Origin of the sequence: Ruegeria sp. HKCCSP351, from assembly GCF_017872535.1 — a bacterium.
In the GTDB taxonomy this organism is placed as follows: domain Bacteria; phylum Pseudomonadota; class Alphaproteobacteria; order Rhodobacterales; family Rhodobacteraceae; genus Ruegeria.
In genome coordinates, this window is the sequence record NZ_JAEDOV010000001.1 from 588,328 (window position 1) to 613,626 (window position 25,299).

24 protein-coding genes and 1 tRNA gene are annotated in these 25,299 nt (G+C 56.8%); 12 read left to right on the top strand and 13 right to left on the bottom strand.

Features of this window, described 5'->3' with window-relative positions:
- From I9182_RS02920 to I9182_RS02930, 3 genes are all read right to left on the bottom strand, one after another.
- Complete coding sequence (locus I9182_RS02920) at nt 1–192, bottom strand: hypothetical protein (protein WP_209596349.1); 192 nt, start codon at nt 190–192, stop codon at nt 1–3.
- A gap of 87 nt (nt 193–279) precedes the next feature.
- Nucleotides 280–2,181: a multiheme c-type cytochrome gene (locus tag I9182_RS02925; protein WP_209596351.1), complete on the bottom strand. Its 1,902-nt coding sequence runs from the start codon at nt 2,179–2,181 to the stop codon at nt 280–282.
- The gene (locus I9182_RS02930; protein ID WP_209596353.1) at nt 2,178–3,044 is read right to left on the bottom strand and encodes a YihY/virulence factor BrkB family protein; all 867 of its coding nucleotides are present in this window, start codon (nt 3,042–3,044) and stop codon (nt 2,178–2,180) included. Before I9182_RS02930 ends, I9182_RS02925 begins: the two co-directional genes overlap by 4 nt.
- Before the next feature lie 171 nt (nt 3,045–3,215).
- On the opposite strand from I9182_RS02930, the gene I9182_RS02935 reads away from it, so the two are divergent.
- Nucleotides 3,216–4,304, top strand: coding sequence for an AI-2E family transporter (locus I9182_RS02935; RefSeq protein WP_209596355.1), 1,089 nt, complete (start codon nt 3,216–3,218; stop codon nt 4,302–4,304).
- A 101-nt stretch (nt 4,305–4,405) separates the two neighbouring features.
- On the opposite strand, the gene I9182_RS02940 is transcribed toward I9182_RS02935, so the two are convergent.
- Complete coding sequence (locus I9182_RS02940; RefSeq protein ID WP_209596356.1) at nt 4,406–5,074, bottom strand: Crp/Fnr family transcriptional regulator; 669 nt, start codon at nt 5,072–5,074, stop codon at nt 4,406–4,408.
- A 205-nt stretch (nt 5,075–5,279) separates the two neighbouring features.
- On the opposite strand from I9182_RS02940, the gene I9182_RS02945 reads away from it, so the two are divergent.
- The 3 genes from I9182_RS02945 (at nt 5,280) to cls (ending at nt 9,402) form a co-directional block, all read left to right on the top strand.
- Nucleotides 5,280–6,899 (top strand): arylsulfatase, encoded by a 1,620-nt coding sequence (locus tag I9182_RS02945; protein WP_209596364.1) that lies wholly within the window; start codon nt 5,280–5,282, stop codon nt 6,897–6,899.
- 94 nt (nt 6,900–6,993) lie between these two features.
- Nucleotides 6,994–7,965: an HAD family hydrolase gene (locus tag I9182_RS02950; protein ID WP_209596366.1), complete on the top strand. Its 972-nt coding sequence runs from the start codon at nt 6,994–6,996 to the stop codon at nt 7,963–7,965.
- 24 nt (nt 7,966–7,989) lie between these two features.
- Nucleotides 7,990–9,402, top strand: coding sequence for a cardiolipin synthase (gene cls / locus I9182_RS02955; RefSeq protein WP_209596368.1), 1,413 nt, complete (start codon nt 7,990–7,992; stop codon nt 9,400–9,402).
- Here cls and I9182_RS02960 read toward each other — a convergent pair.
- Nucleotides 9,399–9,833, bottom strand: a complete 435-nt coding sequence (locus tag I9182_RS02960) for an ion channel (RefSeq protein ID WP_209596371.1) — start codon at nt 9,831–9,833, stop codon at nt 9,399–9,401. The genes cls and I9182_RS02960 overlap by 4 nt on opposite strands.
- Before the next feature lie 171 nt (nt 9,834–10,004).
- Here I9182_RS02960 and I9182_RS02965 point away from each other — a divergent pair, with 171 nt between their 5' ends.
- The 3 genes from I9182_RS02965 to I9182_RS02975 are packed head-to-tail and all read left to right on the top strand — an operon-like array spanning nt 10,005 to nt 14,093.
- Entirely contained in the window at nt 10,005–10,652 is a 648-nt protein-coding gene (locus I9182_RS02965) for an ABC transporter ATP-binding protein (protein ID WP_209596372.1), read from the top strand.
- Entirely contained in the window at nt 10,649–13,063 is a 2,415-nt protein-coding gene (locus tag I9182_RS02970) for an FtsX-like permease family protein (RefSeq protein WP_209596374.1), read from the top strand. Before I9182_RS02965 ends, I9182_RS02970 begins: the two co-directional genes overlap by 4 nt.
- Nucleotides 13,053–14,093, top strand: a complete 1,041-nt coding sequence (locus I9182_RS02975) for a lipocalin-like domain-containing protein (RefSeq protein WP_209596376.1) — start codon at nt 13,053–13,055, stop codon at nt 14,091–14,093. The genes I9182_RS02970 and I9182_RS02975 overlap by 11 nt, the downstream gene beginning before the upstream one ends.
- A 58-nt stretch (nt 14,094–14,151) precedes the next feature.
- Here I9182_RS02975 and I9182_RS02980 read toward each other — a convergent pair whose 3' ends face one another.
- The 4 genes from I9182_RS02980 to I9182_RS02995 form a co-directional block, all read right to left on the bottom strand.
- Nucleotides 14,152–14,583: a universal stress protein gene (locus tag I9182_RS02980; protein WP_209503845.1), complete on the bottom strand. Its 432-nt coding sequence runs from the start codon at nt 14,581–14,583 to the stop codon at nt 14,152–14,154.
- The gene (locus I9182_RS02985; RefSeq protein WP_209596378.1) at nt 14,580–17,189 is read right to left on the bottom strand and encodes a TRAP transporter permease; all 2,610 of its coding nucleotides are present in this window, start codon (nt 17,187–17,189) and stop codon (nt 14,580–14,582) included. Before I9182_RS02985 ends, I9182_RS02980 begins: the two co-directional genes overlap by 4 nt.
- A 99-nt stretch (nt 17,190–17,288) precedes the next feature.
- The gene (locus I9182_RS02990) at nt 17,289–18,257 is read right to left on the bottom strand and encodes a TAXI family TRAP transporter solute-binding subunit (RefSeq protein WP_209503843.1); all 969 of its coding nucleotides are present in this window, start codon (nt 18,255–18,257) and stop codon (nt 17,289–17,291) included.
- A 465-nt stretch (nt 18,258–18,722) separates the two neighbouring features.
- Nucleotides 18,723–18,808 (bottom strand) — tRNA-Leu (locus I9182_RS02995).
- 144 nt (nt 18,809–18,952) lie between these two features.
- Between I9182_RS02995 and I9182_RS03000 the strand changes: the two genes are divergently transcribed.
- Together I9182_RS03000 and I9182_RS03005 are read left to right on the top strand one after the other, a co-directional pair.
- The gene (locus I9182_RS03000; protein WP_209503842.1) at nt 18,953–19,531 is read left to right on the top strand and encodes a YqaA family protein; all 579 of its coding nucleotides are present in this window, start codon (nt 18,953–18,955) and stop codon (nt 19,529–19,531) included.
- Complete coding sequence (locus tag I9182_RS03005) at nt 19,528–19,998, top strand: disulfide bond formation protein B (RefSeq protein WP_209503841.1); 471 nt, start codon at nt 19,528–19,530, stop codon at nt 19,996–19,998. Before I9182_RS03000 ends, I9182_RS03005 begins: the two co-directional genes overlap by 4 nt.
- Here the strand turns inward: I9182_RS03005 and I9182_RS03010 are convergent.
- Nucleotides 19,995–20,582, bottom strand: coding sequence for an HNH endonuclease (locus tag I9182_RS03010; RefSeq protein ID WP_209503840.1), 588 nt, complete (start codon nt 20,580–20,582; stop codon nt 19,995–19,997). The genes I9182_RS03005 and I9182_RS03010 overlap by 4 nt on opposite strands.
- A 212-nt stretch (nt 20,583–20,794) precedes the next feature.
- On the opposite strand from I9182_RS03010, the gene I9182_RS03015 reads away from it, so the two are divergent.
- Together I9182_RS03015 and I9182_RS03020 are read left to right on the top strand one after the other, a co-directional pair.
- Nucleotides 20,795–21,400: an rRNA large subunit pseudouridine synthase E gene (locus I9182_RS03015; protein ID WP_209596718.1), complete on the top strand. Its 606-nt coding sequence runs from the start codon at nt 20,795–20,797 to the stop codon at nt 21,398–21,400.
- A 32-nt stretch (nt 21,401–21,432) separates the two neighbouring features.
- Nucleotides 21,433–21,858 carry a VOC family protein gene (locus tag I9182_RS03020; RefSeq protein WP_209596380.1) on the top strand — a complete coding sequence of 142 codons (426 nt, stop codon included), beginning with the start codon at nt 21,433–21,435 and terminating at the stop codon, nt 21,856–21,858.
- Between the two features lie 43 nt (nt 21,859–21,901).
- On the opposite strand, the gene I9182_RS03025 is transcribed toward I9182_RS03020, so the two are convergent.
- Both I9182_RS03025 and I9182_RS03030 read right to left on the bottom strand, forming a co-directional pair.
- The gene (locus I9182_RS03025; protein ID WP_209503837.1) at nt 21,902–22,567 is read right to left on the bottom strand and encodes an alpha/beta fold hydrolase; all 666 of its coding nucleotides are present in this window, start codon (nt 22,565–22,567) and stop codon (nt 21,902–21,904) included.
- The gene (locus I9182_RS03030; protein ID WP_209596382.1) at nt 22,564–23,196 is read right to left on the bottom strand and encodes a DNA-3-methyladenine glycosylase 2 family protein; all 633 of its coding nucleotides are present in this window, start codon (nt 23,194–23,196) and stop codon (nt 22,564–22,566) included. The genes I9182_RS03025 and I9182_RS03030 overlap by 4 nt, the downstream gene beginning before the upstream one ends.
- A 97-nt stretch (nt 23,197–23,293) precedes the next feature.
- Between I9182_RS03030 and I9182_RS03035 the strand changes: the two genes are divergently transcribed.
- Nucleotides 23,294–24,520 carry an MFS transporter gene (locus I9182_RS03035; RefSeq protein WP_209504886.1) on the top strand — a complete coding sequence of 409 codons (1,227 nt, stop codon included), beginning with the start codon at nt 23,294–23,296 and terminating at the stop codon, nt 24,518–24,520.
- On the opposite strand, the gene I9182_RS03040 is transcribed toward I9182_RS03035, so the two are convergent.
- Entirely contained in the window at nt 24,521–25,297 is a 777-nt protein-coding gene (locus tag I9182_RS03040) for a squalene/phytoene synthase family protein (RefSeq protein ID WP_209596384.1), read from the bottom strand.
- Nucleotides 25,298–25,299 lie beyond the last annotated feature (2 nt).

The following is a 25,299-nucleotide window of genomic DNA, read 5'->3' on the forward strand; positions in this document are numbered from 1 at the left end:
TTAATCTTCCAACCGGATACGGTTCCCGGTTAGCCGTTGTTCGCGCAACGACGTGGCGGCCATACCCTGCAACATCAGTGTGTCCCCATGCGAAACATATACAGGCTCGCGATTGCGCAGCTCTTCAATGCGCTGCGCCAACGAAGCAGGGTTCGCTCCGGTTGCTTTCTGTCTTGTTGACTCAGTGGCCATACGTCACCTCAAAACAACAGTTCTGAAATGCTATTATCGTGAAATCTTGCCGTGAAGATGGAACAATTCGGGCAAACCTGTGCCGGATCAGGGGCCCAGTTGTTGCAACAACTGCAGCAAGGTCGGGTCATCGGGCAACCTGATCAAGGCTTCGCGTAAGGCGATACGTGCGGCTTCCGGGCCGCTGTTGATCTGAGCCAGCTGTACCACCATGGGCCACGCTTCGGCGCGTTGAGGGTCCAGCGCTACAACCTCGCGAAAGGCCCGTTCGGCGGCCGGGGCGTTGCGCAGCGTCAACGCCATGCCCCCCAGAACCAGATGCGTTTCAGGGGCATCCAGCCTGTTCGAGATCGCCGCCTGCCACTCGGCCATCCCCTGCCCGGCCAGACCCTGTTGCTGAGGTGTCAGAGCTTGAGGAGGGATACTCAGAAATTCCTTGGCGGCGGCTATGCGAACGTTGCGAAAAGGATCAGACAAAAGGGGCTCTAACCTTTGGGCACGATCCGTTGGGCTCGCCTGACGCTGCAAGGCTGCTGCATTTGCGCGTATCAGCGGATCGTCTTCCTGCAACAGTGGCGCTGTATGCGCGGCAACCTCGGGCGAGCTGAAGGGTTGCAGCAAATACGCCGCTGTTGCGCGCACGATAGCGGGTTGCGAGGGATCCATTGCGACAGCAATCAAACCCTCTGGCGTATTCAACTGACCATCGGCAGCAGCTTTGAATACCGTACCAAAATGCGCCCCTCGATTGGCTGTGTCAGGAAACCACCCTTTGATCCGGCTGGCAGCCCAGGCCTGATCCTTATTCTGGTGGCAATCAGTGCAGGCATCAGCCCCTAATCCCAGATCCGGTCGCGGCACGCGAAAGCTGTGATCCCGGCGACCGTCCACACCCATATATGTGCGTTCGATCATGTGGCAGCTTTTACACTGGGCCCCCGCGCTATCCATGACGTGATGATGGTGATTGGGTGTATCGTATTCCCTTTTCGCTAGCGTCGGGAAATCTGGGTTTCCGGCCGTGGAATGACATTGCGTGCAAATACCGTTGCCTTCGGTCTTCAACTGCGCGCTATGTGCCTCGTGGCAGTTCATGCATCCGACCCCTCGAGCATACATTTTGGATTGCAGGAATGAGCCATAAACGTAGACCTCATCCAGTATCTGCCCGTCCGGATGATACGAACCGGGCCGCAACACAGCCAGGTTATAGGCATCATGATACGGGGTTCCCGGCAAAGGGTTTCCGTTGCCATGCGCCTCGCGCCGCGAATGACACCCTGCGCATTGCTGGATCTCGGTCTCGGTCTGGCCCTTGCCCCAGCTCATCGAGAAGCCTCTATCACTCAGCTCCTCGGCAACGCCCTGCCCTTTGGTCCAATCGATATGTGCCGATCCCGGTCCATGGCAGGCTTCGCAGCCAACACCAATCTCGGCCTGTTGGGAAGAGTATGTTCTGGATTGCGCGACGTAGTTCTTTTCAAACCCTGTGGCGTGACATTCGGCGCAGCGCGCGTTCCAGTTCTTGTAAGGGCCCGTCCAGTGCAGCCCGTCTTCTGGCGGCAGATCCTGATCGGGGTATAAGTGATACCAGCGCTTCTGCTCGGTATCCCAAACCACATCAAAACTTTGCAACCGCCCCGGTTCGGTTTCAAACAGATATTGCTGCAGAGGCGTGATCCCGACAACGGAATGCACATCATATGCCGTCGTCGCACCGTCTTTTTCCGTTACACGAGCTGTGAACCTGTCTGTCTGTCTTTCAAATTCAACTGTCATCCCGTTCTGTACGAACCGGGTTCCATCGAAATCGGCGTCCAGATGACCGTCGCCGACTTCCGTCCAGGCCAAGGCATGATGAGACGAAGCCCAGGCCTCAGCCTCGTGCTGATGGCAGTCCGAACATTGATCCGAGCCGACATACTCCGGTGACTGCGCCAGCCCTTCACTTGCGAAGATCAAGCAAGCCGCCAGAATGGCAAATCTCATTCCACATCTCCTTCGCCAGCGTTTCGCAGGTCGATCAACGCGCCATTGTATTCGGCGCCAAGGATCAGCATCGCAGAGCACAGATACAGGAAGATCAGCGCGGCCATTGCCCCGGCCAAACCGGCATATGTGGCACTGTAGGTGGCAAACTGGCTGATATAGACCGAAAACGCCCATCCACCGGCTGCCCACAAAACCAATGTCAAAATGACACCAGGCAGGATTTGGGCCAGGCTGTGCCTTCGGGTCGGCAGAATAAGATGTGCCAGCAGGACGGTGCCGGCCGGGATGGCCACGGTAAACGTCCAGCGCAGGCGATCTACGGACAGCCAGTCCGCAACCTGAGCTTCGGTATGCTCTGCCACCAGTTTCGTGTAGACCGGCAGAACCACCTCGACCGTTGCAATAACAAGGATTGCCGAACCGCCAAGGATAACCAGGACCAGACACAAAAGCCGGGTTTTCCAAAAAGGCCAACTGTCCTGATCGTGATAGGCCTGATTCATCGCTGCGCGTACTGCAGCAACCCCGTTGGAGGCAAAGTAGATCGCAAGCAGGCCACCCAGCGTAATCACGCCCGACCCCGCCCCGGCCAGAACGGCACGCAATTCGGCCACGATCGGGTCCGCAACATCCTTGGGCCATGCCCCGAACAGCAGATCAATCAACTCATCAGTGACATAGTCCTGCGACAATGCCCCGGCCAGCGCCACGGTGAACAACACAAAGGGAAACAGGGCCATCATCAACGACATGGCGACGTGGCTGCTCATGACAGGTCCGTTTTTCCTGACGAACCGGCGAAGTGCCAGCCATAGCGCCTGCAGCGGGCGGCCAAACGGGGGAATCGTGGGCTTTGTCATCCTGCAACCCTAACCTGCCGAAATAAAACTCAGAACCCGTCATCGATATCAAAGTGACAAATGCCGATCTGCAAACGGCTGACTGCATTGCTAAAAACGGATTGCAGGTGCAGGATTGGGTAAAGACGGGCGATCACCAGCCTGCGTAAGAACAGATAAACAGGATACTGAATGATCCCGGAACAGGAAGATTTCACGGCTCGCCCCAGGCTAAAACTGTCTGTTGTCCGCGACACCTGCATTATCGCGACGCTGATAGTGCTGGGGCTTTATGCCGGGGCGAACTTCCTGATCCCACTTGCCATGGCGCTGCTGGTCAATGTTCTGATCATTGCGCTGAGCGACCGCGTTACCGCGCTGACCCGTGCTCCGGTCTGGTTGGCCAATATCGCCGGAGTGACCGTGGTTCTGGTGGGATTGTTCATGATCATGTACGTGCTGGGCAGTCAGGCAACGCAGTTTGCTCGGTCCGTCAGCACCTACGAAAACCAGTTCGACGGGGCGGTTGAGCGCATAACCGGTCTTGTCGGCAACGATGTCACCACTTTCATCCGCGACAATCTGGTCAGCATCGACATGACCTATGTCGCACGCCTGTTGCTGGGCAGCGCTACGTCCCTGCTAAACCAGTTCTTTCTGATCAGCCTCTATGTCGCGTTCCTGATGGCCGAGCGTCTGGCCTTTCGCAAGAAAATTCAACTTGCGGCTGGCGACCCCCAAACCGGCGCGGATTTTGCGACCATGCTTGATGCCATATCGATCAGCCTGCAACGATATGTTGGGGTTAAGACGCTGATCAGCCTGATCACAGCAGGCATCAGTTATTTTGTATTCAGGGTCCTTGGTTTGGAATATGCGGAAACCTGGGCCGTTTTGACCTTTGCTCTGAACTTCATTCCCTCGATCGGGTCGATTATAGCAGTGTTTTTTCCGGCCATGATCGCGCTTGTACAGTTTGATACGATCGTTCCGTTTCTGATCATCTTGTTTGGGTGCGGCACCCTTCAATTCCTGATCGGTAACTTCCTTGATCCGGCCATGCTGGGCCGTTCGCTGAACATGTCGACATTCCTTGTCATTCTGGCGTTGACCTTCTGGACAACTGTCTGGGGCCTGATCGGTGCTTTCCTCAGCGTACCGCTGACGGTCTGCATCCTGATCGTGTTCAGCCACATCCCCGCTTTGCGCCCGGTTGCAATCCTGATGTCTCTGGACGGCCAATTGGGCGAGGAGGACAGTCAGGCGCGTGCGAAAAACTGAACCGCGGCGTGTGGCGTAGGCTTAAGTTCGTCGGGTGCCGTACACAGCGGCCAGCCTGTCCGCGAGTATTGGACCGCATAGCGGTGTCGCGACCCGAAACCTCAGGTCTGACAACTGGCTATCAATGCGCCCCGATCCAGCAGTCGAACCCGACCATACCCCAGTTCGATTAACCCCAAATCCACAAGCCGGTGAAGGTTCCTGTGCAACGTCGGTTGCGATACAGCAATCATCGCCGCCAGATCGTCTTGGGAAACATCAATCCAGCTCTCGGTTTTCGAGGTTCCTTCGTCCAAGTGAAGCAACCTCAGGACCAGCCGCTTTTCCGTTCCCGTCACGGCCAGATTTGCCATGATGCGCAAAGCGGTTCGCATATTCTCATGCGTTAACGCATAGAAATCCCGGATGTAGTCAGGATTGTTCTGAATCAATCGCGAGATGCTCAGGTTAGGGAAAAACAAGGCTTGAGTGGCTTGCGTCGTGACAACACTGACCAGACGCAGTGCACCTGCAAACAATGCAAGATCGCCAATCCAGAACCCAGCGCCATCGCGGTGCAAAACAAACTCCTGACCGTCATCCGCGGGGGCCGTTATCTGCACACCACCGCTGAGAATCGCGTAGATTCCATTTGCCGGATCACCGTAGTGGTACAGCGTCTCTCCTGCTTCTACCGATTTCGCCATGCCAAGGGCTGCCAAATCGGCCTGAAACGCTGACGAGCGTTCACTGAACCATCCGGTGTTTCGTAATAGCGTCAGATTATTCATTTTGTCTCACATTTGTACTTTGAGATATAATCATATGATGAGTTTCCGACGCAAGAACTGACCTATGCTGAAAACGTTCGATTCCCAGATCCTGATATTTTCGACATGGGAATCAACACATTGCTGCCGTGTTGTTCATGCGTTTGAACGCCGGAGATTTAATTATCCAAGGGTCACTAAGATCCTATCAGATCAGGAGCAAACCATGTTACCTCCATGTTCGCCATCCGGCACCTGGCGCAGTAACTTGCGCCGACTTGCCGTGGTAACCGCCACGTTGACGCTGGCCATACCCGCTTGGGCGCAAGACCAGAAACCGAATATCCTTGTGATCTGGGGCGACGATGTTGGTCAGTCCAACATCTCGGCCTACACGCGGGGTCTGATGGGGTATCAGACACCCAATATCGACCGCATCGCCGAAGAAGGCATGATGTTCACGGATTACTACGGTGAGCAGTCGTGCACGGCCGGGCGATCATCTTTCATCATGGGGCAATCCGTTTTCCGCACGGGCCTGTCCAAAGTTGGCCTGCCAGGTGCTAAGGAAGGCATGCAGATCGAAGACCCGACCATTGCGGGACTTCTGAAAGCAGAAGGCTATGCCACAGGTCAGTTCGGAAAAAACCACCTGGGCGACCGAGATGAACATCTGCCGACAAACCACGGTTTTGACGAATTTTTTGGTAATCTCTACCACCTCAATGCCGAGGAAGAGCCGGAAAACATCGACTATCCCAATGATGCTGTTCTGCCCGATGGCAGAACCTTTCGGCAAGCTTTCGGACCGCGCGGTGTAATCAAGTCGACAGCAGGTGGTGAGATCGAGGATACCGGCCCGCTGACCAAGAAGCGCATGGAAACAGTCGACGATGAAACCGCGGCGGCAGCGATTGAATTCATACGCAAACAAGAGGAAAGCGGTACACCGTGGTTCGTCTGGTGGTCAGGCACCCGGATGCATTTCCGCACGCATGTTTCCGAAGAGAAATGGGCAAAAGCCAATGAAATCGTCGGCAAGCAGGTGGATGAGTATACGGCCGGCATGATCGAACACGATATGCATATCGGTGACTTCCTGACTGCGCTGGACGAGCTAGGCATTGCCGACAAAACCATCGTGTTTTACTCGACTGACAATGGTCCGCACATGAATACGTGGCCAGATGCCGCGATGACACCGTTCTGGGGTGAGAAAAACACCCAATGGGAAGGTGCATGGCGCGTACCTGCCATGGTTCGGTGGCCCGGCAAAATTGCCGAAGGCGCTGTGTCGAACGAGATCGTGCACCATATGGATTGGTTGCCGACATTCTTGGCGGCGGCTGGCAACGAAACCGTGAAAGAAGATCTTCTGGAAGGTGTCACCGTGACCGAAGTTGGCGGCGGGCGTGACTATCGCGTGCACCTGGATGGTTACAACATCTTGCCGTTGCTGACCGGCGAAACAGACGAGAGCCCGCGCAGGGAAATCTTCTATTTCACGGACGATGGTGACCTTGCGGCACTGCGCTTCGGTGATTGGAAAATCACCTTCCTGGAACAGAAGGCATGGGCGACCTTGCGCGCCTGGATGGAGCCGCTGACCCCTCTGCGTGTGCCATTGATCGCCAACTTGCGACGCGACCCATACGAGCGTGGCTATCGCACATCGAACACCTACTATGACTGGATGCTCGACCGTGCCTACATGCTGGTACCTGCGCAGGCCTATGTCGCGCAGTTCCTTGAAACCTTCAAGGAATACCCACCCCGACAGGAAGCGGCGAGCTTCAGCCTCGACAAGGTGATGGAGAAGTTGACGTCACCTCCGGGCGCACCGTGAACCTGGCTGTTTGATCCAAGACACAGAAACGCCGGAGTCCCGATATCGGGGCTCCGGCCCCTCTCATTGTCGGTTGAAAATTGAGGAATAATCCGTGCGTCTGTTTTTGATATTGTGCAGTGTGCTAGGAGCGACGGTCGCCATCGCTGACCCCTTGCCCTCTTGGAACAATATAGAATCCAAAGAGAAAATCGTTTCGTTTGTTGACGAAGTAACCGACCCTGCCTCTGCTCATTACGTGACGCCGGATGACAGGATCGCCGTATTCGACAATGACGGAACGCTTTGGGCCGAACAGCCTGTGTATTTCCAGTTTGTTTTTGCCATGGACCGACTGGCCGATCTGGCCGAGCAGGACCCGTCGATCCTGACAACGCCTGCACTGGAAGCTGCTGCAAAGGGTGATCTTGCGGCGATTCTTGAAGGCGGGCATGAGGCGCTGATCGAAGTTGTCAACGCCTCGCATTCGGGCACCAGCGTCGATGACTTTCAGGCAGGTGTTGCGCAATGGCTGGAAACCGAACGCCACCCTGGCACCGGCCTGCCCTATGACCAAATGACCTACCAACCGATGGTCGAGTTGCTGCGTTATCTACGTGATGAAGGTTTCAAGACCTACATCGTATCCGGCGGAGGCATTCATTTCATGCGCGTCTTCGCCGAGGATGCCTATGGTATCCCGCCGGAACAGATATTGGGAAGTTACGCAGACAGCACCTATAAGGTGATCGACGGCAGCCCGACGATTATCAAGGCGCCGGGGTTAGCCTTCATCGACGACAAGGAAGGCAAGCCGATCAACATCGAACGCACGATTGGCAGACGCCCGATTCTGGCCGCAGGCAATTCGGACGGAGATTTCGCTATGCTGGATTGGACAACGTCGGGTGATGGCCCGCGTTTGGGAATTCTGATCCACCACACGGACGCGGAACGCGAATGGGCCTATGACCGCGAAAGCCCGATCGGAAAGCTGTCAGACGGGCTGGATCAGGGTCCTGACAAGGGATGGATCATCGTCGATATGGCGCAAGACTGGTCGCGCATCTACACTGGGGCAAACTGAACGGCCCGAAAGACGTAAGACCCCATGTGGACAGCGCTGGTATCTATCTTTGTATTCACGTTGTACGTGGCTGCATTTGTGTTTTCGATCCGAGCGGCGCAAACCGCGCGGACACCGCAAGGTGCAGTTGGTTGGGTGGTCTTTTTGGTGTCAGCACCTTTCCTGGCGGTGCCATTGTACCTTTTTCTGGGGCACCATCGCTTTCACGGATATCGCATCGCGCGCCAGAAAAGTGAGCGGGTTGTTGAAGGGATCAAAACCTTTGCCGATTATTCAAGGCCCGATCCCTCCACAATGTCGATCAATCCGCGCCCGTTCGAGTTTCTGGCGCATCTCCCTGTGTCCAGCGGAAACGGTGCCCGGCTACTGGTTGACGGGCACGCCACATTCGACGCCATTTTCGACGCCATCGACAAGGCCAAGAACTATATCCTCATTCAATTCTACATTATCAGAGACGATACGCTTGGCCGCAAACTGCAATCCAAGCTGATCGAGGCGACGAAGCGTGGGGTTCACGTCCGTTTCATGACCGATGCAGTCGGCAGTTATGGTTTGCCGCGCGCGTATCTGGATACCATGCGTGAAGCCGGGATTGATGTCGCCGACCCTCGTCAGCAACGCGGCCCGAATTTCCGGTTTCAACTGAATTACCGAAACCACCGCAAAACTGTCATTATCGATGGCGAGACAGGCTTTATCGGTGGCCACAATGTAGGCGAGGAATATCTGGGCAAACACCCGCATTTCGGCCACTGGCGCGACACTCACATAATGATGTCCGGTCATGTCGTCCGGCAATTACAGCTAATCTTCACCGAAGATTGGCATTGGGCGCATAACGAAGACCTGATTGATGAACTTGACTGGGCAGGCAGTGAATCCGAACAGAACATGAATGCCCTGCTGGTTGCGACCGGGCCCGGAGATGAAACCGAAACTGGTGCCATGATGTTCTTTGCGGCAATCGCCGAGGCAAAAGAACGGTTGTGGATTGCGTCGCCTTACTTCGTACCCGACATCGATGTCATGACAGCGCTGCAACATGCCGCGATGCGCGGGGTGGATGTACGCATCCTTGTTCCTGACATGATCGACCATCGCCTGCCCTGGCTGGCCGCGTTTGCCTATTTCGATGAAATCCGCGACTGCGGCGTGCGCGTGTTCCGCTATACCGGCGGGTTCATGCATCAAAAGGCGTTCGTTGTCGACGAGACACTGGCCGCTGTTGGAACAACAAACCTCGACAACCGATCCTTCCGCCTGAACTTCGAAGCAATGGCGCTGTTCTTTGATGCCCGGGCCGCGCAGGCCGTCGACCAGATGTTACAAGAAGATTTCGAAACCAGTTACGAATTGACCCGCAGGTTACGTCAACAACCGGCCCACATCCGCTTTGGTGCGCCGCTGGCGCGGTTGTTTGCTCCGATCCTTTAGGAAAAGAACCTCTCTTGAAAGACGCGTGTCATCAGTGCGACCAGATACGCGGTAGACAATCCAAACGCCAACAGCCCAGTGACCGAGGCAAACGAGCCGAAAATGCGCAGCCCTTCACCCAAAACGATGTCGCCGTATCCGAGCGTCGTAAACGTCACCAACGAGAAATAAATGGCCGAGTTCCAGTCCGGCAGAACATTCAGCAATACCCAGACGATAGCCCAGATCCAGACCTGAATGGTGTGCGTTGCGATAATGAAGCCCAAGGCAACGGCAATTGGCCCCGCGGTTGCCACAAACACCCCGCGTGTGACCCATTTTTTGTCCATCTTGATTATGGACATCGTGCACCAGGTCAGAAAGAGAATCTCGATCAGGATACAGATACCCAGAAAGGTACTGCCCCAAACGATCTGATGCAGCAACGTCATGTATTTACACCCTGATTTTCGGCCACGAACTGTCAAGGCACAATGACCTTTCAAAACGCAAGGCACAACCCTGCCACCGGAAAAGGTAGCCTGCGGCGAAAGGAACCGGAGTAAGGTCTGCACTGGACAGTTGGGAAGTCCAACGCACATCCTGTGCAAAAAGGGCGCTTCATGCTGTTGATCATCGACCGAGTTCAGAAAACCTACCCTGGCGGGCGGCCCGTTCTGCGCGACGTGTCTCTGACACTGGATCAGGGACAAACGCTTGCACTGACCGGTGAAAGCGGTAGTGGAAAAAGCACTTTGCTGAACCTGGCCGCCGCCCTGGACAGTTTCGACGGTGGAGAAATCACGCTGGATGGCACGCCGCTATCCCCTTTAGATGATGCTGGCCGGGCCGAGTTGAGGCGCAGTAAGGTTTCGCTGGTGTTCCAGCAGTTCAACCTGATCCCATCGCTGACCGTGGGGCAAAACCTGTCCTTTCATGCCCGCCTTGCTGGTACCGAAGATGCCCAATGGTCCGGGCAACTGGCAGACCGGCTTGGGCTTTTGGATATGCTGGACCGCTACCCCGAAAGCTTGTCAGGCGGGCAGCAACAGCGGGTGGCCATCGGACGCGCCATGGCAGCGCGCCCGAAACTGTTGCTGGCGGACGAGCCGACGGGCAATCTTGACGAAACCGCCAGCGCCAAAGTGCTGGACCTGATGCTGTCACTTGTGTCTGATACTGGCGCAGCTTTGCTGCTGGTGACGCATTCCCCGCAGATCGCGGGCCGTCTGGACGCGCACCTGCGCCTGAGCGGCGGGTGCATCCAATGACATTGGCCGTCGTCCAGGCCCTGCTGTCCCATTGGCGGGTGCATTGGTTGCAACTGGCAACGCTGCTGATCGGTATCGCCCTGGCAACTGGTCTGTGGTCCGCTGTACAGGCCATCAATGCCGAGGCCCGCGCCAGCTATTCCCGTGCCAACGCCCAGCTGGCACTTGGGCAGTTTGACGAATTGCGCGATCCAGCCGGTTTCATCCCCATGTCCCGTTATGTCGACCTGCGTCGCGCAGGATGGCAGGTGGCCGCCGTACTGGAAGGCCCTTATCGGGTCGCTGGACGTACGTTACGTTTGATGGGCGTGGATATGGTGGCCTATCCCGCCCTGCCCGCAGTTACCGAGGCCCAGCAAAGCGATGCGCCGCCCGACCCGGCGGACATATTGACTGCTCCGGGCCGCCTGCTGGTTTCGACAGAGTTGGAGCACTTGTTGCGCGGTCACGATACTCTGCCCCCAGTTCTCAGTACCTCTGCACTACCGCCAGATGTGATCCTGACGGATATCGGCGTTGCCGAACGTCTTCTGAATCAGCCCGGTGCAATCTCGCGGCTCATTATCCTGCCTGATCAACCCCGCGGGCTTCATCCCCTGACCGCGATCGCGCCAGAGCTGGAACGCATCAGCCCCTCACAAAAGATCGACACTGCTCAGCTGACCGACAGTTTTCATCTGAACCTGTCAGCCTTTGGATTGCTGTCCTTTGCGGTCGGCCTTTTTATCGTGAACGGCACGGTCGGGCTGGCCTTTGCACAACGCAGAGGCATCATCCGTACCCTGCGGGCATTGGGTGTTTCGATGCGATTGTTGGTCTGGCTGATCCTTGCCGAGCTGACTTTTCTGGCCCTGATCGGTGGGCTTGTCGGGTTGCTTTTGGGCTACTTTCTGGCCGGAGCACTTCTGCCTGATGTCGCAGCCACGTTGCGTGGCCTTTACGGCGCACCAGTAACAGGGCAACTGACGCTGCAACTGCAATGGGTTTTGGCAGGGATCGCCATGGCAGTCTTTGGCACTTTACTGGCCAGCGGTCACGCATTGTGGCGCCTGTCGCGTATGCCCCTGCTGGCAAGTCCGGGCGTTCAAGCATGGCGGGGCGACCCCCGCGCGCGCCATCTTGCGGCGGTATTAGGTCTGATCATGATCCTGGGTGGCGGTTTGGCCTATGTCACTTTCGGGGGGCTGATCGCCGGGTTTGCCCTGTTGGCTGGCTTGCTAACCGGTTCAGCGCTGATGTTGCCTGCGCTTTTGTCTCTAACGCTTTCACTCTGCGGCCGCGCGGCGCGGGGGCCTGTTGCCCAATGGGTTTGGGCAGATATGCGGGCACAATTGCCCGGATTGTCACTTGCCCTGATGGCCCTGTTGCTGGCCTTGGCAGCGAATGTCGGCGTAGGCACAATGGTATCCAGTTTCCGGCTGACATTCGTCGGGTGGCTGGACCAGCGCCTGACCTCAGAACTCTACCTGACTGCCAGCGACGACGATCAGGGGCGGGAAATCACCGATTGGCTGCGCCCTCAGGTCGAAGCCATTCTGCCAATCCGAAATGTGGAATTGTCGCACGAGACGGGGCCTCTGTTTCTTTACGGTATCGTGGATGATCCGGTCTATCGGCAGAACTGGCCAGTGATCACCTCCACGCCGAATGCATGGGATGACGTCATGGCCGGGCGTGCGGTTCTGATCAACGAACAGCTTGCCCGACGTGCCGACCTTTGGCCCGAGGATGTACTTGCCTTATTGCCGGACCACATCCTGACCATCGCCGGGGTTTATTCGGATTATGGAAATCCTACTGGGCAAGCCATCGTCTCGATGGACCAACTGGACTGGGTCGCGCCGGGTGCGGAAACCCGCCGCTTTGGCATTCGTCTAAACACCGAAAAAGCAACGGAAATGGCGCAAACCCTGAGGGAACGGTTCAACCTTCCACGTCAGGCTGTCGTGCAGCAAGCCGCAATGAAGGCGCAGTCGCTTGCGATATTTGAGAAGACCTTTGTCGTGACCTCGGCTTTGAATGTGCTGACCCTCGGCGTGGCGGGATTTGCCATTCTCACCAGTCTGCTGACCCTGTGGACCCAGCGCCTGCCACAGATCGCACCGGTCTGGGCGCTGGGGCTAAACAGGGTGCAACTTGCGGGGTTGGAACTGTTGCGTAGCCTTTTGCTGGCGGCGTTGACCGCCTGTCTGGCGCTGCCACTTGGGCTTGTTCTGGCTTGGGTTCTGCTGACGGTGATCAACGTTCAGGCCTTTGGTTGGCGCCTGCCGATGTTCGTGTTCCCATGGGATTGGCTGTGGTTGTTCCTGTTGACCCTTCTTGCCGCCCTGCTTGCCGCCACCCTGCCTGCGCTACGGATGCTCCGCCTGCCACCCGCCGATCTGCTGAGAGTGTTCGCCAATGAACGTTAGGATCCTCCTGTTCCTTCTATTGTGGCTCTACCCAATACCACTATGGGCGCAGGGCTATGCAGGTCTCGGCGGGTCGGCCGAAGGCTTTGACGTGCCATCAGCCGGGTATGAGTTTGAATTCCCAATGGATCACGGCCCACATCCGGCCTACCGCGTCGAATGGTGGTATCTGACCGCCAATCTCCAAGGGGACGACGGCCTGGACTATGGCATTCAATGGACCCTATTCCGGTCAGCCCTGAAACCCTATGACAGCGACGGGTGGCAAAGTCCGCAACTTTGGATGGGTCATGCTGCTGTTACGACCCCCAAGAATCATTTTTTTACCGAGCGATTGTCACGCGGGGGGATTGGCCAGGCCGGTGTAACCGCACAACCGTTTGAGGCCTGGATTGATGAATGGCGCATGGCCGGATCGGATCTGGACAGCCTGTCGCTTACAGCAAATGGTGAAGACTTCGGCTATGATCTTTCACTGACTGCGCAAGGGCCATTGGTTCTTCACGGCAACGCGGGCTATTCGGTCAAATCCGCTGATGGACAGGCGAGTTACTATTACTCACAGCCCTTCTATACAGTCGAAGGCGTGCTGCATTTGCCGGATAGTGAAGTCCGTGTAACCGGTCAGGGCTGGCTGGATCGGGAATGGTCCTCACAACCTTTGGCGACGGATCAGAGGGGCTGGGATTGGTTCTCGCTCAGCTTTGAGGACGGCGACAAACTGATGGCTTTTCGCCTGCGCGGGGATCGTGGCGATTTCACCTCGGCCACCTGGGTCAATTCAGACGGCAGTACTGAGGCCATCCCCAACGGCTCAATCAGCCTCTTGCCGCTGAGTACCGATGAGGTCGCCGGACGCAATATCCCGACACACTGGCACGTCAATCTTCCGGACCGGGGCATAGACATTCAGGTCTCAGCCCTCACACCTGATGCGTGGATGGGAACCAGTTTCGAATACTGGGAAGGTCCTGTCACCGTAACCGGCAGCCAAAAAGGCGCTGGCTATCTTGAGATGACAGGCTACTGAACCCACCCGATATTCGTTCACGACCGGCGACGCGATCTTTTGCGCGCTGGAGGATCAGTCAGCGTACGACATACACCGAAACGTTGGAATGCCGAACCACACGCGCGGCATTCGGACCAAGCAGGTAGTCCTTCAAATCCGGCTTATGCGCGCCGATCACGATCAGATCGGAACCCGCGTTTTCGGCGGTTTTCAGGATCTCCTGATAGGCTGTACCTGTCGCAACCACATGCCGGATACTTTCATTGCGCTCCGCCCCCAATGCTGAAATGCACAACGCCGTCAGTTTGGCTTGCGCCTCTGCCAACGCCTTTTCGTGAAAATCGGATTCAAAGAACCCGGACACCCAGCTTTCCCCAAAATCGGGCAGCACAGTCACGACATCCAACTGTGCCCCCTCCAGATCCGCCAAAGCTGCGGCTTTTTGCAAGACCGGAGCATCAATCTCGCCATTGCTGATATCAATGGCACACAGAACAGAACGTGTCATGCGGGCACCCCTTGTCTGGCGGCACGGCCGCGTTGCAGGAACGCGATAAGACCCAAGAAGATCATCGCTGGGATATACACCAGCTGCTTGGGCAGCTGTTCGGACGGTAAGCTGACCGAGGCCAGGCGTACGGGTTCATCGCCATAGTAGTCAAAGATGCCCAGATCGTCGGCGACCGGCGTGCCAAACAGCGGCTCGTCAAGCTTGACCAGCCCGTCCTCGGGAACCAGCAGCAGGCCCATCGCCTCAATCCGTGCAGCACCTCCTTCTTCGTCGCCCACAGTGACAACAACAGTTGTGTCCACCATCTCGAGCGTATCGAAATCGGGGCCCGCAACGACCAGGCGTACATCTGTTCCCGGTGGTGTCTGACCAATGGTTTCTTCGAATGCAGCGGGTTCAACTGATTTGAACGGAGGCGAGATACGATCCATGAAAAAGTCTGGTCGGAATAGGGCAAATGCCACCAGAACGAGCGCGACACTTTCATAGATACGGCTCCGGGTCAGGAAATACCCCATCGTGCCCGCCGTGAAGACCAGAATCGCTATGGTCGCGAAAACGGCCACCGTGATCCCTTCAAGCCATGTAACGTCGATCAAAAGAAGATCAGTGTTGAAGATGAACACGAAAGGCAGTGCCACAGTGCGCAGGCTGTAGAAGAACGCCGTGAAGCCGGTTTTGATCGCATCACCGCCCGACACGGCAGCAGCCGCAAAACTTGCAAGCCCAACGGGCGGTGTAACATCGGCCATGATCCCGAAGTAAAACACAAACAGGTGTACAGCGATCAGCGGTACAATCAGCCCGCTTTGCGCGCCCAGCTCAACGACTACCCCGGCCATCAACGAACTGACAACGATATAGTTCGCCGTGGTCGGCAGACCCATGCCCAGAATCAGACTTAGCAGCCCAACCATAACCAGCATCAGGATAAGATTGCCTCCCGACAGGAACTCTACCAGATCAGCCATAACCTGACCTACGCCCGTCAAGGTCACCGTGCCTACGATCACGCCCGCAGTGGCGGTTGCCAGCGCGATACCGATCATGTTCCGTGCGCCATCAATCAACCCTTGCCACAGGTCAGCGACGCCATCGACAAAGGTGTTCTTGAGATTGCTCTGCCCCCGGAAAAGAGCCTTGAGCGGTTTCTGCGTCAACAGGATTACGAACAGCAGGGCGGTCGCCCAGAACGCCGACAGTCCCGGCGATTTTTGTTCGATCATCAGGAAGTAAACCAGAACGATGATCGGCAGAAGGTAATGCAAACCTGCCTTATAAATATCAGCGATAACAGGAAGCGTGACCTCTTTTGCATTCGGGTCGTCCGGCTCAAGGTCCGGCACCTGAGCGGCCAGATAAAGCAATCCGACATAAATCGCGCAGACGATCAGGCTCAGCACAAGGCCTGCTGCAGACGGAACCCAGCTCGTTACAGCATCGACCGGGAATTGCGAGCCATAACAAAGCCCTGCAAACACCAGGAAGAAAGCCAACATACCCACAACGGTTCGCGCCAGATGCACGTCACGGTCACCTAAAGTCGGCATGTTCCGCTTCACGGCTTCCAAATGCACGATATAGACCAGCGCGATGTAAGAAATCGCTGCTGGCAGGAACGCGTGGGTAATCACCTCGACATACGAAATGCCCACATATTCCACCATCAGGAACGCCGCAGCACCCATCACAGGTGGCATGATCTGACCGTTGACCGATGAGGCCACTTCGACCGATCCGGCTTGTTCACTGCTAAAGCCCACACGCTTCATCAGCGGAATGGTGAATGTCCCGGTTGTCACAACGTTGGCAATCGACGAGCCCGAGATCAGGCCGGTTGCAGCGGAACCAACGACGGCCGCTTTCGCCGGACCACCACGCAGGTGTCCGAGTGCACCAAAGGCCATCTTGATGAAATAGTTCCCTGCCCCTGCCTTATCCAGCAGCGCACCAAACAGCACGAACAGGAACACGAATTTGGTGGAAACGCCCAAGGCGATGCCAAACACGCCCTCCGACGTGATCCACATATGGCTCATGGCCTTTTTCAGACTTGCACCCTTCCATCGGATTACTTCCGGCACCCATTCGGATGCGCCAAAGAAGACATAGGCCAAAAAAATCGTCGCGATAATTGCCATGGCCGGGCCGAGCGCTCGACGCGCCGCCTCGAACAAAAGTAGCAACCCAAGCAACGCGACCCATTTGTCCGTATCGTCGGCCAAACCGCCCGCATTTACGATCTTGTCATAGAAAAAATAGCCATAAAGCGCGACGAACGCACCGACCAAGCCCATGATCCAATCCTGAACCGGAATATAGCCGCGCGGGCTGGATTTCAGAGCGGGGTAAGCCGCAAAGGCCAGAAACAGAGCGAAGGCAAGGTGGAATTGCCGCGCATTGTTTACCACGCTGCCCGGCAACACGTAGTTTGCGAGCGGCGACGCCAGGATAACCTGAAAAATCGACCAAATCGCGGCTACAATCGCCAGGAAGACACCTACATTCCCGACCGGATTACGCCCGCCCGCGTCAGATGATGCGACCAGATCCTGAAGCTCTTCTTCGGAAAGCGGACGATTGGATTGAGTGTCGGAATTCATTAAATGTCTCCCCGTCGCGGCCATTTTGACCTTCTGATTCACCTGCTTGGTACAGGCGTTGTGCAGGGCGCCCCAAAAGCACCCTGCGTCAGGACTGGTTTACTGAATCCAGCCTTTTTCTTTGTAATACTTCTCGGCACCCGGATGCAGCGGCGCCGACAGGCCATCTGCGATCATCTCTTCGGGCTTGAGGTTGGCAAACGCCGGATGCAGCTTTTTGAAGTCTTCGAAGTTTTCAAAGACCGAGCTGACCACCGCATATACCGCGTCTTCCGACACATCTGCCGAAGTTACGAAAGTCGCGCCTACGCCGAATGTCTGGGTGTCGCCGTCAGAACCACGATACATGCCACCGGGGATGGTTGCAGTGCGGTAGAACGAATTGTCATTGACCAGCTTGTCCACGGCTTCACCGCTGACATTCACCAGAACCGAGTCACAGGCTGTGGTGGCTTCCTGAATCGAACCCGACGGGTGACCAACGGTATAAACCATAGCATCGATCTGGTTGTCGCAAAGGGCAGCCGATTGTTCAGCCGCTTTCAGCTCTGTCGCCAGTTCGAAATCATCGGTGGTCCAGCCCATTTCGCTCAGAAGAACTTCCATGGTGCCCCGCTGACCGGAACCGGGGTTCCCGATGTTCACGCGCTTGCCTTTCAGGTCTTCAAAGTTTGTGATGCCCGCATCGGCGCGGGCCACAACCGTAAATGGCTCGGGGTGGACCGAGAACACGGCACGCAGCTTTTCGAAGGGACCTGCCTCTTCAAATTTAGAGGAGCCGTTATACGCGTGATACTGCCAGTCGGACTGGGCAACGCCGAATTCCAGCTCGCCTTCGCGAATGGTGTTGATGTTGTAGACCGAGCCACCGGTCGATTCGACCGAGCAGCGCACGCCGTGCTCTTTCCGGCCCTTGTTCACCAGACGGCAGATCGCGCCACCTGTCGGATAGTAAACACCGGTCACGCCGCCGGTACCAATTGTAATGAACTCTTCGGCATAGGCCGCCGGAGCCAACATGGCTGCGGTTACAAACGCGCCGAGGCTCAATTTGCTGCTGTTTTTCATTTCAATACTCCCACATATTTTTGTCTGGCAGTTGGAATTCAAATCGATGACCTGCCCATGAAACTGTGCCGATAACGATGATCGGCACGCCTCACAGCAGGTGCAACCTGTTGAATTTTCCAGTTTCTCCCAACCCCTTTGAGGGTTCATCCAGATACTTTCAATGTCAAGGCCAGCGCCGGCCTGACTCGCATCAATCCGCATATATGAGCGTAATTTTTGAATTTTCCCCTCTGGCACACAGGAAAACCCGCCTGATCGGTCTACTTTATCTTTGCGCCCATTTTTGTTCAGGTTTGTTCAACAGCGGATCGTATACGGCACCCTCATCCGGGATGAGGGTGATACCAGAGGCAGGAAAAGAACCAGACCAGAACGAAGAATTGAGAGTTAAGTGCCCAAGCACTCGATAATCCCGAATAGAAAAAACAGGAAGCAGGTTCCCCTAACCCCCTGTTTTTACTTTGGTACCCAAGGCCGGACTCGAACCGGCACGGTATCACTACCGGGGGATTTTGAATCCCCTGCGTCTACCATTCCGCCACTTGGGCCCGGACACTGGATTAGCGCCCATCAAAGGGAAGGTCCAGAGGCAAAAATCATCCATTATTCCATTTGTTACTGCCGTGATGGTTGACGGGCCGTCAGGTGCGTGGTTTGGCTTTCCCGGGTCGAGAACGGGATTTGAGTGCTAAATGTTGCGATCGCTTTATGACTGGACAATTCGTCTGGCGGAACACCCTCATGCGCTTTGGGCGCTGGCCGTAGTGGCTTTTGTCGAAAGCTCGTTCTTTCCAATACCCCCCGACGTTCTGATGATTCCAATGATCCTGGCGCGCCCGTCGCGCGCCTGGCTGATTGCAACCGTAGCCCTGGTGGCTTCGGTTCTGGGCGGGATGCTGGGCTACGCGATTGGTGCGTTTTTCTATGAAAGCCTTGGGCAGCCCATTCTTGAATCCATGGGCAAGGCCCATGCGATGGAAGAATTCAACACCCGCTTCAACGATTTCGGGTTCTGGGCGGTACTGGCCGCCGGAGTGACGCCTTTCCCCTACAAGGTCATCACCATCATGTCAGGCTGGACAGGAATGCCGCTTGGAACATTCATCGCAACGTCGATACTGGCACGCGCGCTCAGGTTCTTCCTTGTTGCGGCCCTGCTTTGGGGCTTTGGCGAGCCGATCCGTGAATTTATCGAAAAACGCCTGGGGCTGATGTTCACCTTGTTCATCATCCTGTTGTTTGGCGGCTTCCTGGTGGTGAAATACCTATGACGAGACGTTCACAACTTATCGCACTGGCAAGTCTTGGGTCGCTGGCCCTTCTGCTGGCAGCTTTTGGCTTTCAGCATCTGGGCGGCCTTGCCCCGTGTAAAATGTGTATCTGGCAGCGCTACCCGCATGGGGTCGCAATCGCGATTGGCGTTTTGGCGCTGGCCTTACCAAGGCTAAGTTTCCTGCCCCTCTGTGGCGCAATGGCCGCTGCCACCACTTCGGGCATCGGGTTCTATCACGCCGGTGTTGAGCAAGGATGGTGGGAAGGTCCGACCAGTTGCACATCCGGTAGCATTAGTGGGATGTCGAATGACGACCTGTTCGATCAGATTATGTCCGCGCCTTTGGTTCGCTGCGACGATATCCCTTGGGAACTGTTCAACATCTCGATGGCTGGATGGAATGCCATTGCCTCGGCTGTTCTGGTGCTGATCTGGCTCGCGGCATGGCGGTCAGGCAGAGCCTAGAATTCGTCCAGTTCCGCATCCCAATACAGAAAATCGATCCAGCTTTCGTGCAAGTGATTGGGGGGAAATTTCCGACCAACATTGCGCAGTGCTTCGGCGTCAGGCTGGCGGGGTGGCTTACGCAGGCTCATTCCTGCCTGACGGAGCGATTTCGACCCTTTGCGCAGATTGCACGGGCTGCACGCCGCCACAACGTTCTGCCAGCTGGTCACCCCACCAGCGGCGCGTGGCACCACATGATCAAAGGTCAGATCACCGCGACTGCCACAATACTGGCACCGGAACTCGTCTCTCAGAAATAAATTAAAGCGCGTGAAGGCCACGCGCTTTCTGGGTTTTACATAGTCTTTCAAAACAACGACCGAAGGTATTCGGATCTGCGTACTCGGGCTGCGAACCACTTCATCGTATTCGGCCACGATGTCGACCCGATCCAGCCAGGCCGCCTTGATCGCCTCTTGCCAGGGCCACAGGGACAACGGGTAATAAGACAGGGGGCGATAATCGGCGTTCAAAACCAATGCCGGATGATGCTTCAATGCACCTGGCTCCCTGACAAATTCGGTCCTGAAGTCTCCGTCCATATCAGAATCGCTCCTCGCTCTGCTCTGCCCTTTTTGACATCAGAGCGGGGAACACCCGCCCCGGCCTTAGTATGACTATATATCGTGTTAATACTCTGACAAGCCCTGATTTTCCACAATATGTCGCAAACTGGGTAATGCGAATCCGTAACAGGCACATGACAGTTATCCACAGCTTGCGCGGGGTGCACTCTTCGGGGTATGCGCACGTCATGTCCTGGTTCATTCGCTTCAACAAACCTTACGATGTGCTGCCGCAGTTCACCGACTGCGACAATGCGGATACTCCGCGCAGTACACTGTCCGATTTCATCGATCTGCCCGGGGTTTATCCCGCCGGTCGACTGGACCGTGACAGCGAAGGTTTGATGCTTCTGACTGACCACGGCAAGTTGCAGGCGCAGATCTCGGACCCCAAGCACAAGATGGCAAAAACCTATTGGGTTCAGATCGAGGGCATTCCGGACGAAACTGCCCTGAAAGCTCTGCGAAACGGCGTCGAGTTAAAAGACGGCCTGACCCGTCCGGCTAAGGTGCGCCAGATCGACGAGCCAGGCAACCTGTGGCCCCGTACCCCGCCAATCCGCGAGCGCGAGACGGTACCAGACAGTTGGATAGAACTGTCCATACGCGAAGGCAAAAACCGTCAAGTGCGTCGAATGACGGCCGCCGTGGGCTTGCCGACCCTGCGCCTGATCCGCTGTCGCATTGGTGACTGGACGTTGGACGATCTGGAACCGGGCCAGTGGGACAGCCTGCCCATGCCATCCCTGAACACCACACCGCAACGAAAACGCGACCGTCGACCACGCCGGTGACATACCCTGCCCTGATCTGCTAAACTTAGGTCATGAAACTAACTCCCGGAATACCGGCCCCTTCGGCGATTCTGGAAGCGTCGCTTTATGTCGATGATCTGGACGCAGCGGAACAGTTTTACGGCGAAGTACTGGGCCTGGACCGCATTCAGCGCGTCGCCGACCGCCACGTGTTTTACCGAATTGGCGGATCGGTCCTGCTGATCTTTAACCCGGAACAGACGGAACAGCCGCCCCTCAACCCGGACATGCCCGTTCCGCCCCACGGCGCCCGCGGTGCCGGGCATGTGTGTCTTGTACTGACCCGTGATGAAATCGCAGTGATGCGCAAGCACCTTCTGGACTGGAATGTCCCCGTAGACGCAGAGTTTGACTGGCCCGGAGGCGCGCGTTCCTTGTACGTGCGCGACCCGGCCGGAAACTCAGTCGAGTTTGCGGAAGCGCATCTTTGGTCTTGATCCGATGCGAAACACCGGTGTTCCGCTGATTTGATCTTACCGGCTAAAGGCTCAGCTTGTCGCGCATGAAGGCCAGGGCCACACTCAGCCCGTCCGGGGCGATGCCGTGCCCGGTGCCTTTCATGACATGAGCATAGACCTCTTTGAAACCGGCGGATTGCAGGGCCTCTGCCGCTTCGGGCAAGGATTGCGGCGGGACGACGTCGTCGGCATCGCCATGCACCAGCAATACCGGCATCCGGCTGATGGTTTCGTCTGCCAGAAGGTCCGCCTCTAGCAAACGTCCAGAGAAAGCGACAATTCCTGCCACGGGGTCTTCGCGGCGGGGCGCGACATACAGGCTCATCATCGTACCCTGGCTGAAACCAAAAAGGACAACCTGTTCGGGCAACAGGTCTTCATCCACCATCAGAGCATCCAGAAAGGCATTGAAATCCTCGACCGCCATTTCCATGCCCCTGCGCGCCTCTTCCTCAGACGAACCGTCAATCCAGGGAATGGGAAACCACTGAAAACCATTGGGCATTCCCGGGATCTGCTCGGGCGCGTCCGGGGCCACGAACAACGTGTCGGGCAGGTGTTCACCCAACGGGTCGGCCAAACCCAGCAGATCGGCACCGTTTGCGCCATAGCCATGTACGAACACCACAACCGAGCGCGTGTCGCCCGAAACAGGCTCTTTCCGGAGCGCATTCAAAACCCGTGTCATCTGATCCCTTCTCTTTGCTTTGCAACCCGGTAATAGGCCCACAGCACCCGCGCTGCAACCGAGCGCCAGGGCGACCAGGCCTCGGCCATCTTGCGCAGTTCTTTGTCCGTTGGACGGTTGGGCAGGTCATAAAGGATGCGCGCGGCCTCTTGCAGCGCCAGATCACCGGGGGCGATCACATCAGCGCGACCAAGTGAGAACATGGCGTATATCTCCGCGGTCCAGACGCCAATGCCTGACACTTGCGTCAGCGTGGTCAAAACTTCCGCATCAGAGGCATCACGTAACGCTTTGTAATCTATACGCGCTTCCGCCAAAGCCCTTGCATAGCGGATCTTCTGACGGCTTAACCCTACAGCCCGAAGATCGTCATCCGTTGCCCACATGATCTTACGCGGACCCGTCAGTTTGGCCTCTTGCAGGCGTTTCCATATTGCATTGGCCGAAGCCACACTGACCTGTTGGCTGACAATGGCACTCAGCAGTTGCGCGAACCCGTCGGGACGGCGACGTAACGGCAATGGGCCAGTCTGTTCCATTGCATAGGCCATGCGCGGACAGCTCTGGGCCAGCCATTCAGCCCCTTCCGCCACACAATCCGGCGTTTCGATGATGCGGCCAACAGGCATCTGGTCTCCCTGCTCGGTTGTCACTGGCACGTTAGGCGCATGTGCCGCAGATGCAACCGGGTTGTGCCGCAAACACTTAGCCGATAACCATTCGGCCATGACCATGATCTCGACCCTTCCCGATGACCGCCAGGCCAAACGCAACGTCGCCGTCTTGGTGGCGGCGCAGGCCATTCTGGGCGCGCAGATGCCCGTGATGTTCATCGTCGGTGGGCTGGCAGGCCAGTCGCTGGCGACCAATCCCTGCCTGGCAACATTGCCCATTTCGCTGATTGTTCTGGGATCGATGCTGGCAGCCACGCCAATCTCGGCCATCATGCAAAAATGGGGGCGTCGGGTTGGGTTCCTTGTCGGGGCAACCGCCGGTGCTCTGGGCGGGTTGATCAGCGCTTATGGGCTGTTCCTGGGCTCGTTTCCCATTTTTCTTGTCGGCAGCCTGCTGACCGGCATCTACATGAGCGCGCACGGGTTCTATCGCTTTGCAGCGGCAGACACCGCATCAGACGATTACCGCCCCAAAGCGATTTCCTATGTCATGGCTGGAGGGCTGGCGGCCGCCATCATTGGCCCGCAGATCGTCAAGCTCACATCAGAAGCCTATGTCATCCCGTTTCTGGGCACCTATCTGGCCGTCATTGGGATCAATGTTCTGGGGTCCGCCCTGTTCTTCTTTCTTGACATCCCAACGCCTGCAAAACCCACCGACACCGAGCCCAAGGGGCGGTCGCGACTGGAGTTGCTGAAAACACCCCGCATCGCCGTGGCCATCATATGTGCCATGGTATCTTACGCGCTGATGAATCTTGTGATGACCTCAACTCCGTTGGCCGTGGTGGGTTGTGGTTACTCGGCCAATGACGCGGCTGACATCGTCACCAGCCACGTGCTGGCCATGTATGTGCCCAGTTTCTTTACGGGTCACCTGATCGCCCGGTTTGGCATCGAAAGGATCGTGGCGCTGGGTCTGGCGATTCTTGCAGCCGCTGGACTGGTCGCCTTGCAGGGCGTTGATTTAGGGAACTTTTTCGTTGCTCTCATTCTTCTTGGTGTTGGGTGGAACTTTGGCTTTATCGGCGCGACCACGATGCTGGCCGCATCGCATGAACCGCAGGAACGCGGTCGGATGCAGGGTCTTAACGACCTGCTGGTGTTTGGCGGAGTGACTATGGCCTCGCTGGCTTCGGGTGGATTGATGAACTGCTCGGGTGGGTCCCCGGTTGAAGGGTGGACAGCAGTCAACCTTGCCATGATTCCGTTGCTGACATTGGCAGGCGGGGCCCTGTTGTGGCTGGTTCTGCGACCTGCCGACCCGGAACGGGCCTGATCACCAGCGCCCGCTGCCCGCAGTCCACATCAAGGACAGCCGCTGCTGTATTTCTCGCGGTACAAGATCACCGGAGGCGACACGTTCGGGTCGGGCTATGGCTTGCTTTAAAACCCGTTCGGCCAACCAACCGGAATATAATGCTGGCCGTGCCTCGGCCGAAATCTCAGCCCGATGCGATCTAGCTTTTTGCAGGCGATTCAAAGCGGTTCCGGCCAAGGCACGCACCCCTTCAATGGTACCGTCCAAAAGCGGTATCCGCCCGCGTTGTTCCAATTCAGGAATAGCCCTCAACCAGTTCGACACCCCAACCGCATATCCAAAGTCACGCAACACAGTTTCATCGGCCGCCCCCAGCGCCTGAGCTGATGCAACAACCAATGAGCCCGTACTGTGATCGATGTAGGCGTCAAAGTGATCCTGATCCTCGAACGGATCACGGCATATATCCCAACGCCTTACAGCCACATATTCATCCAAAACACCAGCCAGATGGGGCGAAAGAACCCGTGACAAGGGTGTTACCACCTCGTGCCGCCGTACGGTTGCCCCTTCTGCAATTTCCTGTAGCGCGTCTCGCCACCATTGCAGCCGCATCTCGGCGATCATCGGCTCTTGCGTCACCCAGGGCGCGCGGGCAACTTCGACGTTCAGCGCGTAAATCGGGAACAGAACTGCACGATCTGCAACCGGTGCAGCCATCGCTGCGCGGAAACGATCTGGATCAGCCCGCTGCACAAGTGCCGCGCAGGCTTTGACGTCTTGGTCAAAGACCACGC

Excerpts from the sequence above, each read along its gene's own strand:
- I9182_RS03035 (WP_209504886.1), top strand. The coding sequence starts at position 23,294 with ATGACCATGATCTCGACCCTTCCCGATGACCGCCAGGCCAAACGCAAC.
- I9182_RS02925 (WP_209596351.1), bottom strand. The coding sequence starts at position 2,181 with ATGAGATTTGCCATTCTGGCGGCTTGCTTGATCTTCGCAAGTGAAGGG.
- I9182_RS02920 (WP_209596349.1), bottom strand. The coding sequence starts at position 192 with ATGGCCACTGAGTCAACAAGACAGAAAGCAACCGGAGCGAACCCTGCT.
- I9182_RS03000 (WP_209503842.1), top strand. The coding sequence starts at position 18,953 with ATGTTGCGATCGCTTTATGACTGGACAATTCGTCTGGCGGAACACCCT.
- I9182_RS02965 (WP_209596372.1), top strand. The coding sequence starts at position 10,005 with ATGCTGTTGATCATCGACCGAGTTCAGAAAACCTACCCTGGCGGGCGG.
- I9182_RS02975 (WP_209596376.1), top strand. The coding sequence starts at position 13,053 with ATGAACGTTAGGATCCTCCTGTTCCTTCTATTGTGGCTCTACCCAATA.
- cls (WP_209596368.1), top strand. The coding sequence starts at position 7,990 with ATGTGGACAGCGCTGGTATCTATCTTTGTATTCACGTTGTACGTGGCT.
- I9182_RS03020 (WP_209596380.1), top strand. The coding sequence starts at position 21,433 with ATGAAACTAACTCCCGGAATACCGGCCCCTTCGGCGATTCTGGAAGCG.
- I9182_RS03015 (WP_209596718.1), top strand. The coding sequence starts at position 20,795 with ATGTCCTGGTTCATTCGCTTCAACAAACCTTACGATGTGCTGCCGCAG.
- I9182_RS02985 (WP_209596378.1), bottom strand. The coding sequence starts at position 17,189 with ATGAATTCCGACACTCAATCCAATCGTCCGCTTTCCGAAGAAGAGCTT.
- I9182_RS02945 (WP_209596364.1), top strand. The coding sequence starts at position 5,280 with ATGTTACCTCCATGTTCGCCATCCGGCACCTGGCGCAGTAACTTGCGC.
- I9182_RS03025 (WP_209503837.1), bottom strand. The coding sequence starts at position 22,567 with ATGACACGGGTTTTGAATGCGCTCCGGAAAGAGCCTGTTTCGGGCGAC.
- I9182_RS02990 (WP_209503843.1), bottom strand. The coding sequence starts at position 18,257 with ATGAAAAACAGCAGCAAATTGAGCCTCGGCGCGTTTGTAACCGCAGCC.
- I9182_RS02940 (WP_209596356.1), bottom strand. The coding sequence starts at position 5,074 with ATGAATAATCTGACGCTATTACGAAACACCGGATGGTTCAGTGAACGC.
- I9182_RS03030 (WP_209596382.1), bottom strand. The coding sequence starts at position 23,196 with ATGCCTGTTGGCCGCATCATCGAAACGCCGGATTGTGTGGCGGAAGGG.
- I9182_RS02960 (WP_209596371.1), bottom strand. The coding sequence starts at position 9,833 with ATGACGTTGCTGCATCAGATCGTTTGGGGCAGTACCTTTCTGGGTATC.
- I9182_RS03010 (WP_209503840.1), bottom strand. The coding sequence starts at position 20,582 with ATGGACGGAGACTTCAGGACCGAATTTGTCAGGGAGCCAGGTGCATTG.
- I9182_RS02970 (WP_209596374.1), top strand. The coding sequence starts at position 10,649 with ATGACATTGGCCGTCGTCCAGGCCCTGCTGTCCCATTGGCGGGTGCAT.
- I9182_RS02930 (WP_209596353.1), bottom strand. The coding sequence starts at position 3,044 with ATGACAAAGCCCACGATTCCCCCGTTTGGCCGCCCGCTGCAGGCGCTA.
- I9182_RS02935 (WP_209596355.1), top strand. The coding sequence starts at position 3,216 with ATGATCCCGGAACAGGAAGATTTCACGGCTCGCCCCAGGCTAAAACTG.
- I9182_RS02980 (WP_209503845.1), bottom strand. The coding sequence starts at position 14,583 with ATGACACGTTCTGTTCTGTGTGCCATTGATATCAGCAATGGCGAGATT.
- I9182_RS03005 (WP_209503841.1), top strand. The coding sequence starts at position 19,528 with ATGACGAGACGTTCACAACTTATCGCACTGGCAAGTCTTGGGTCGCTG.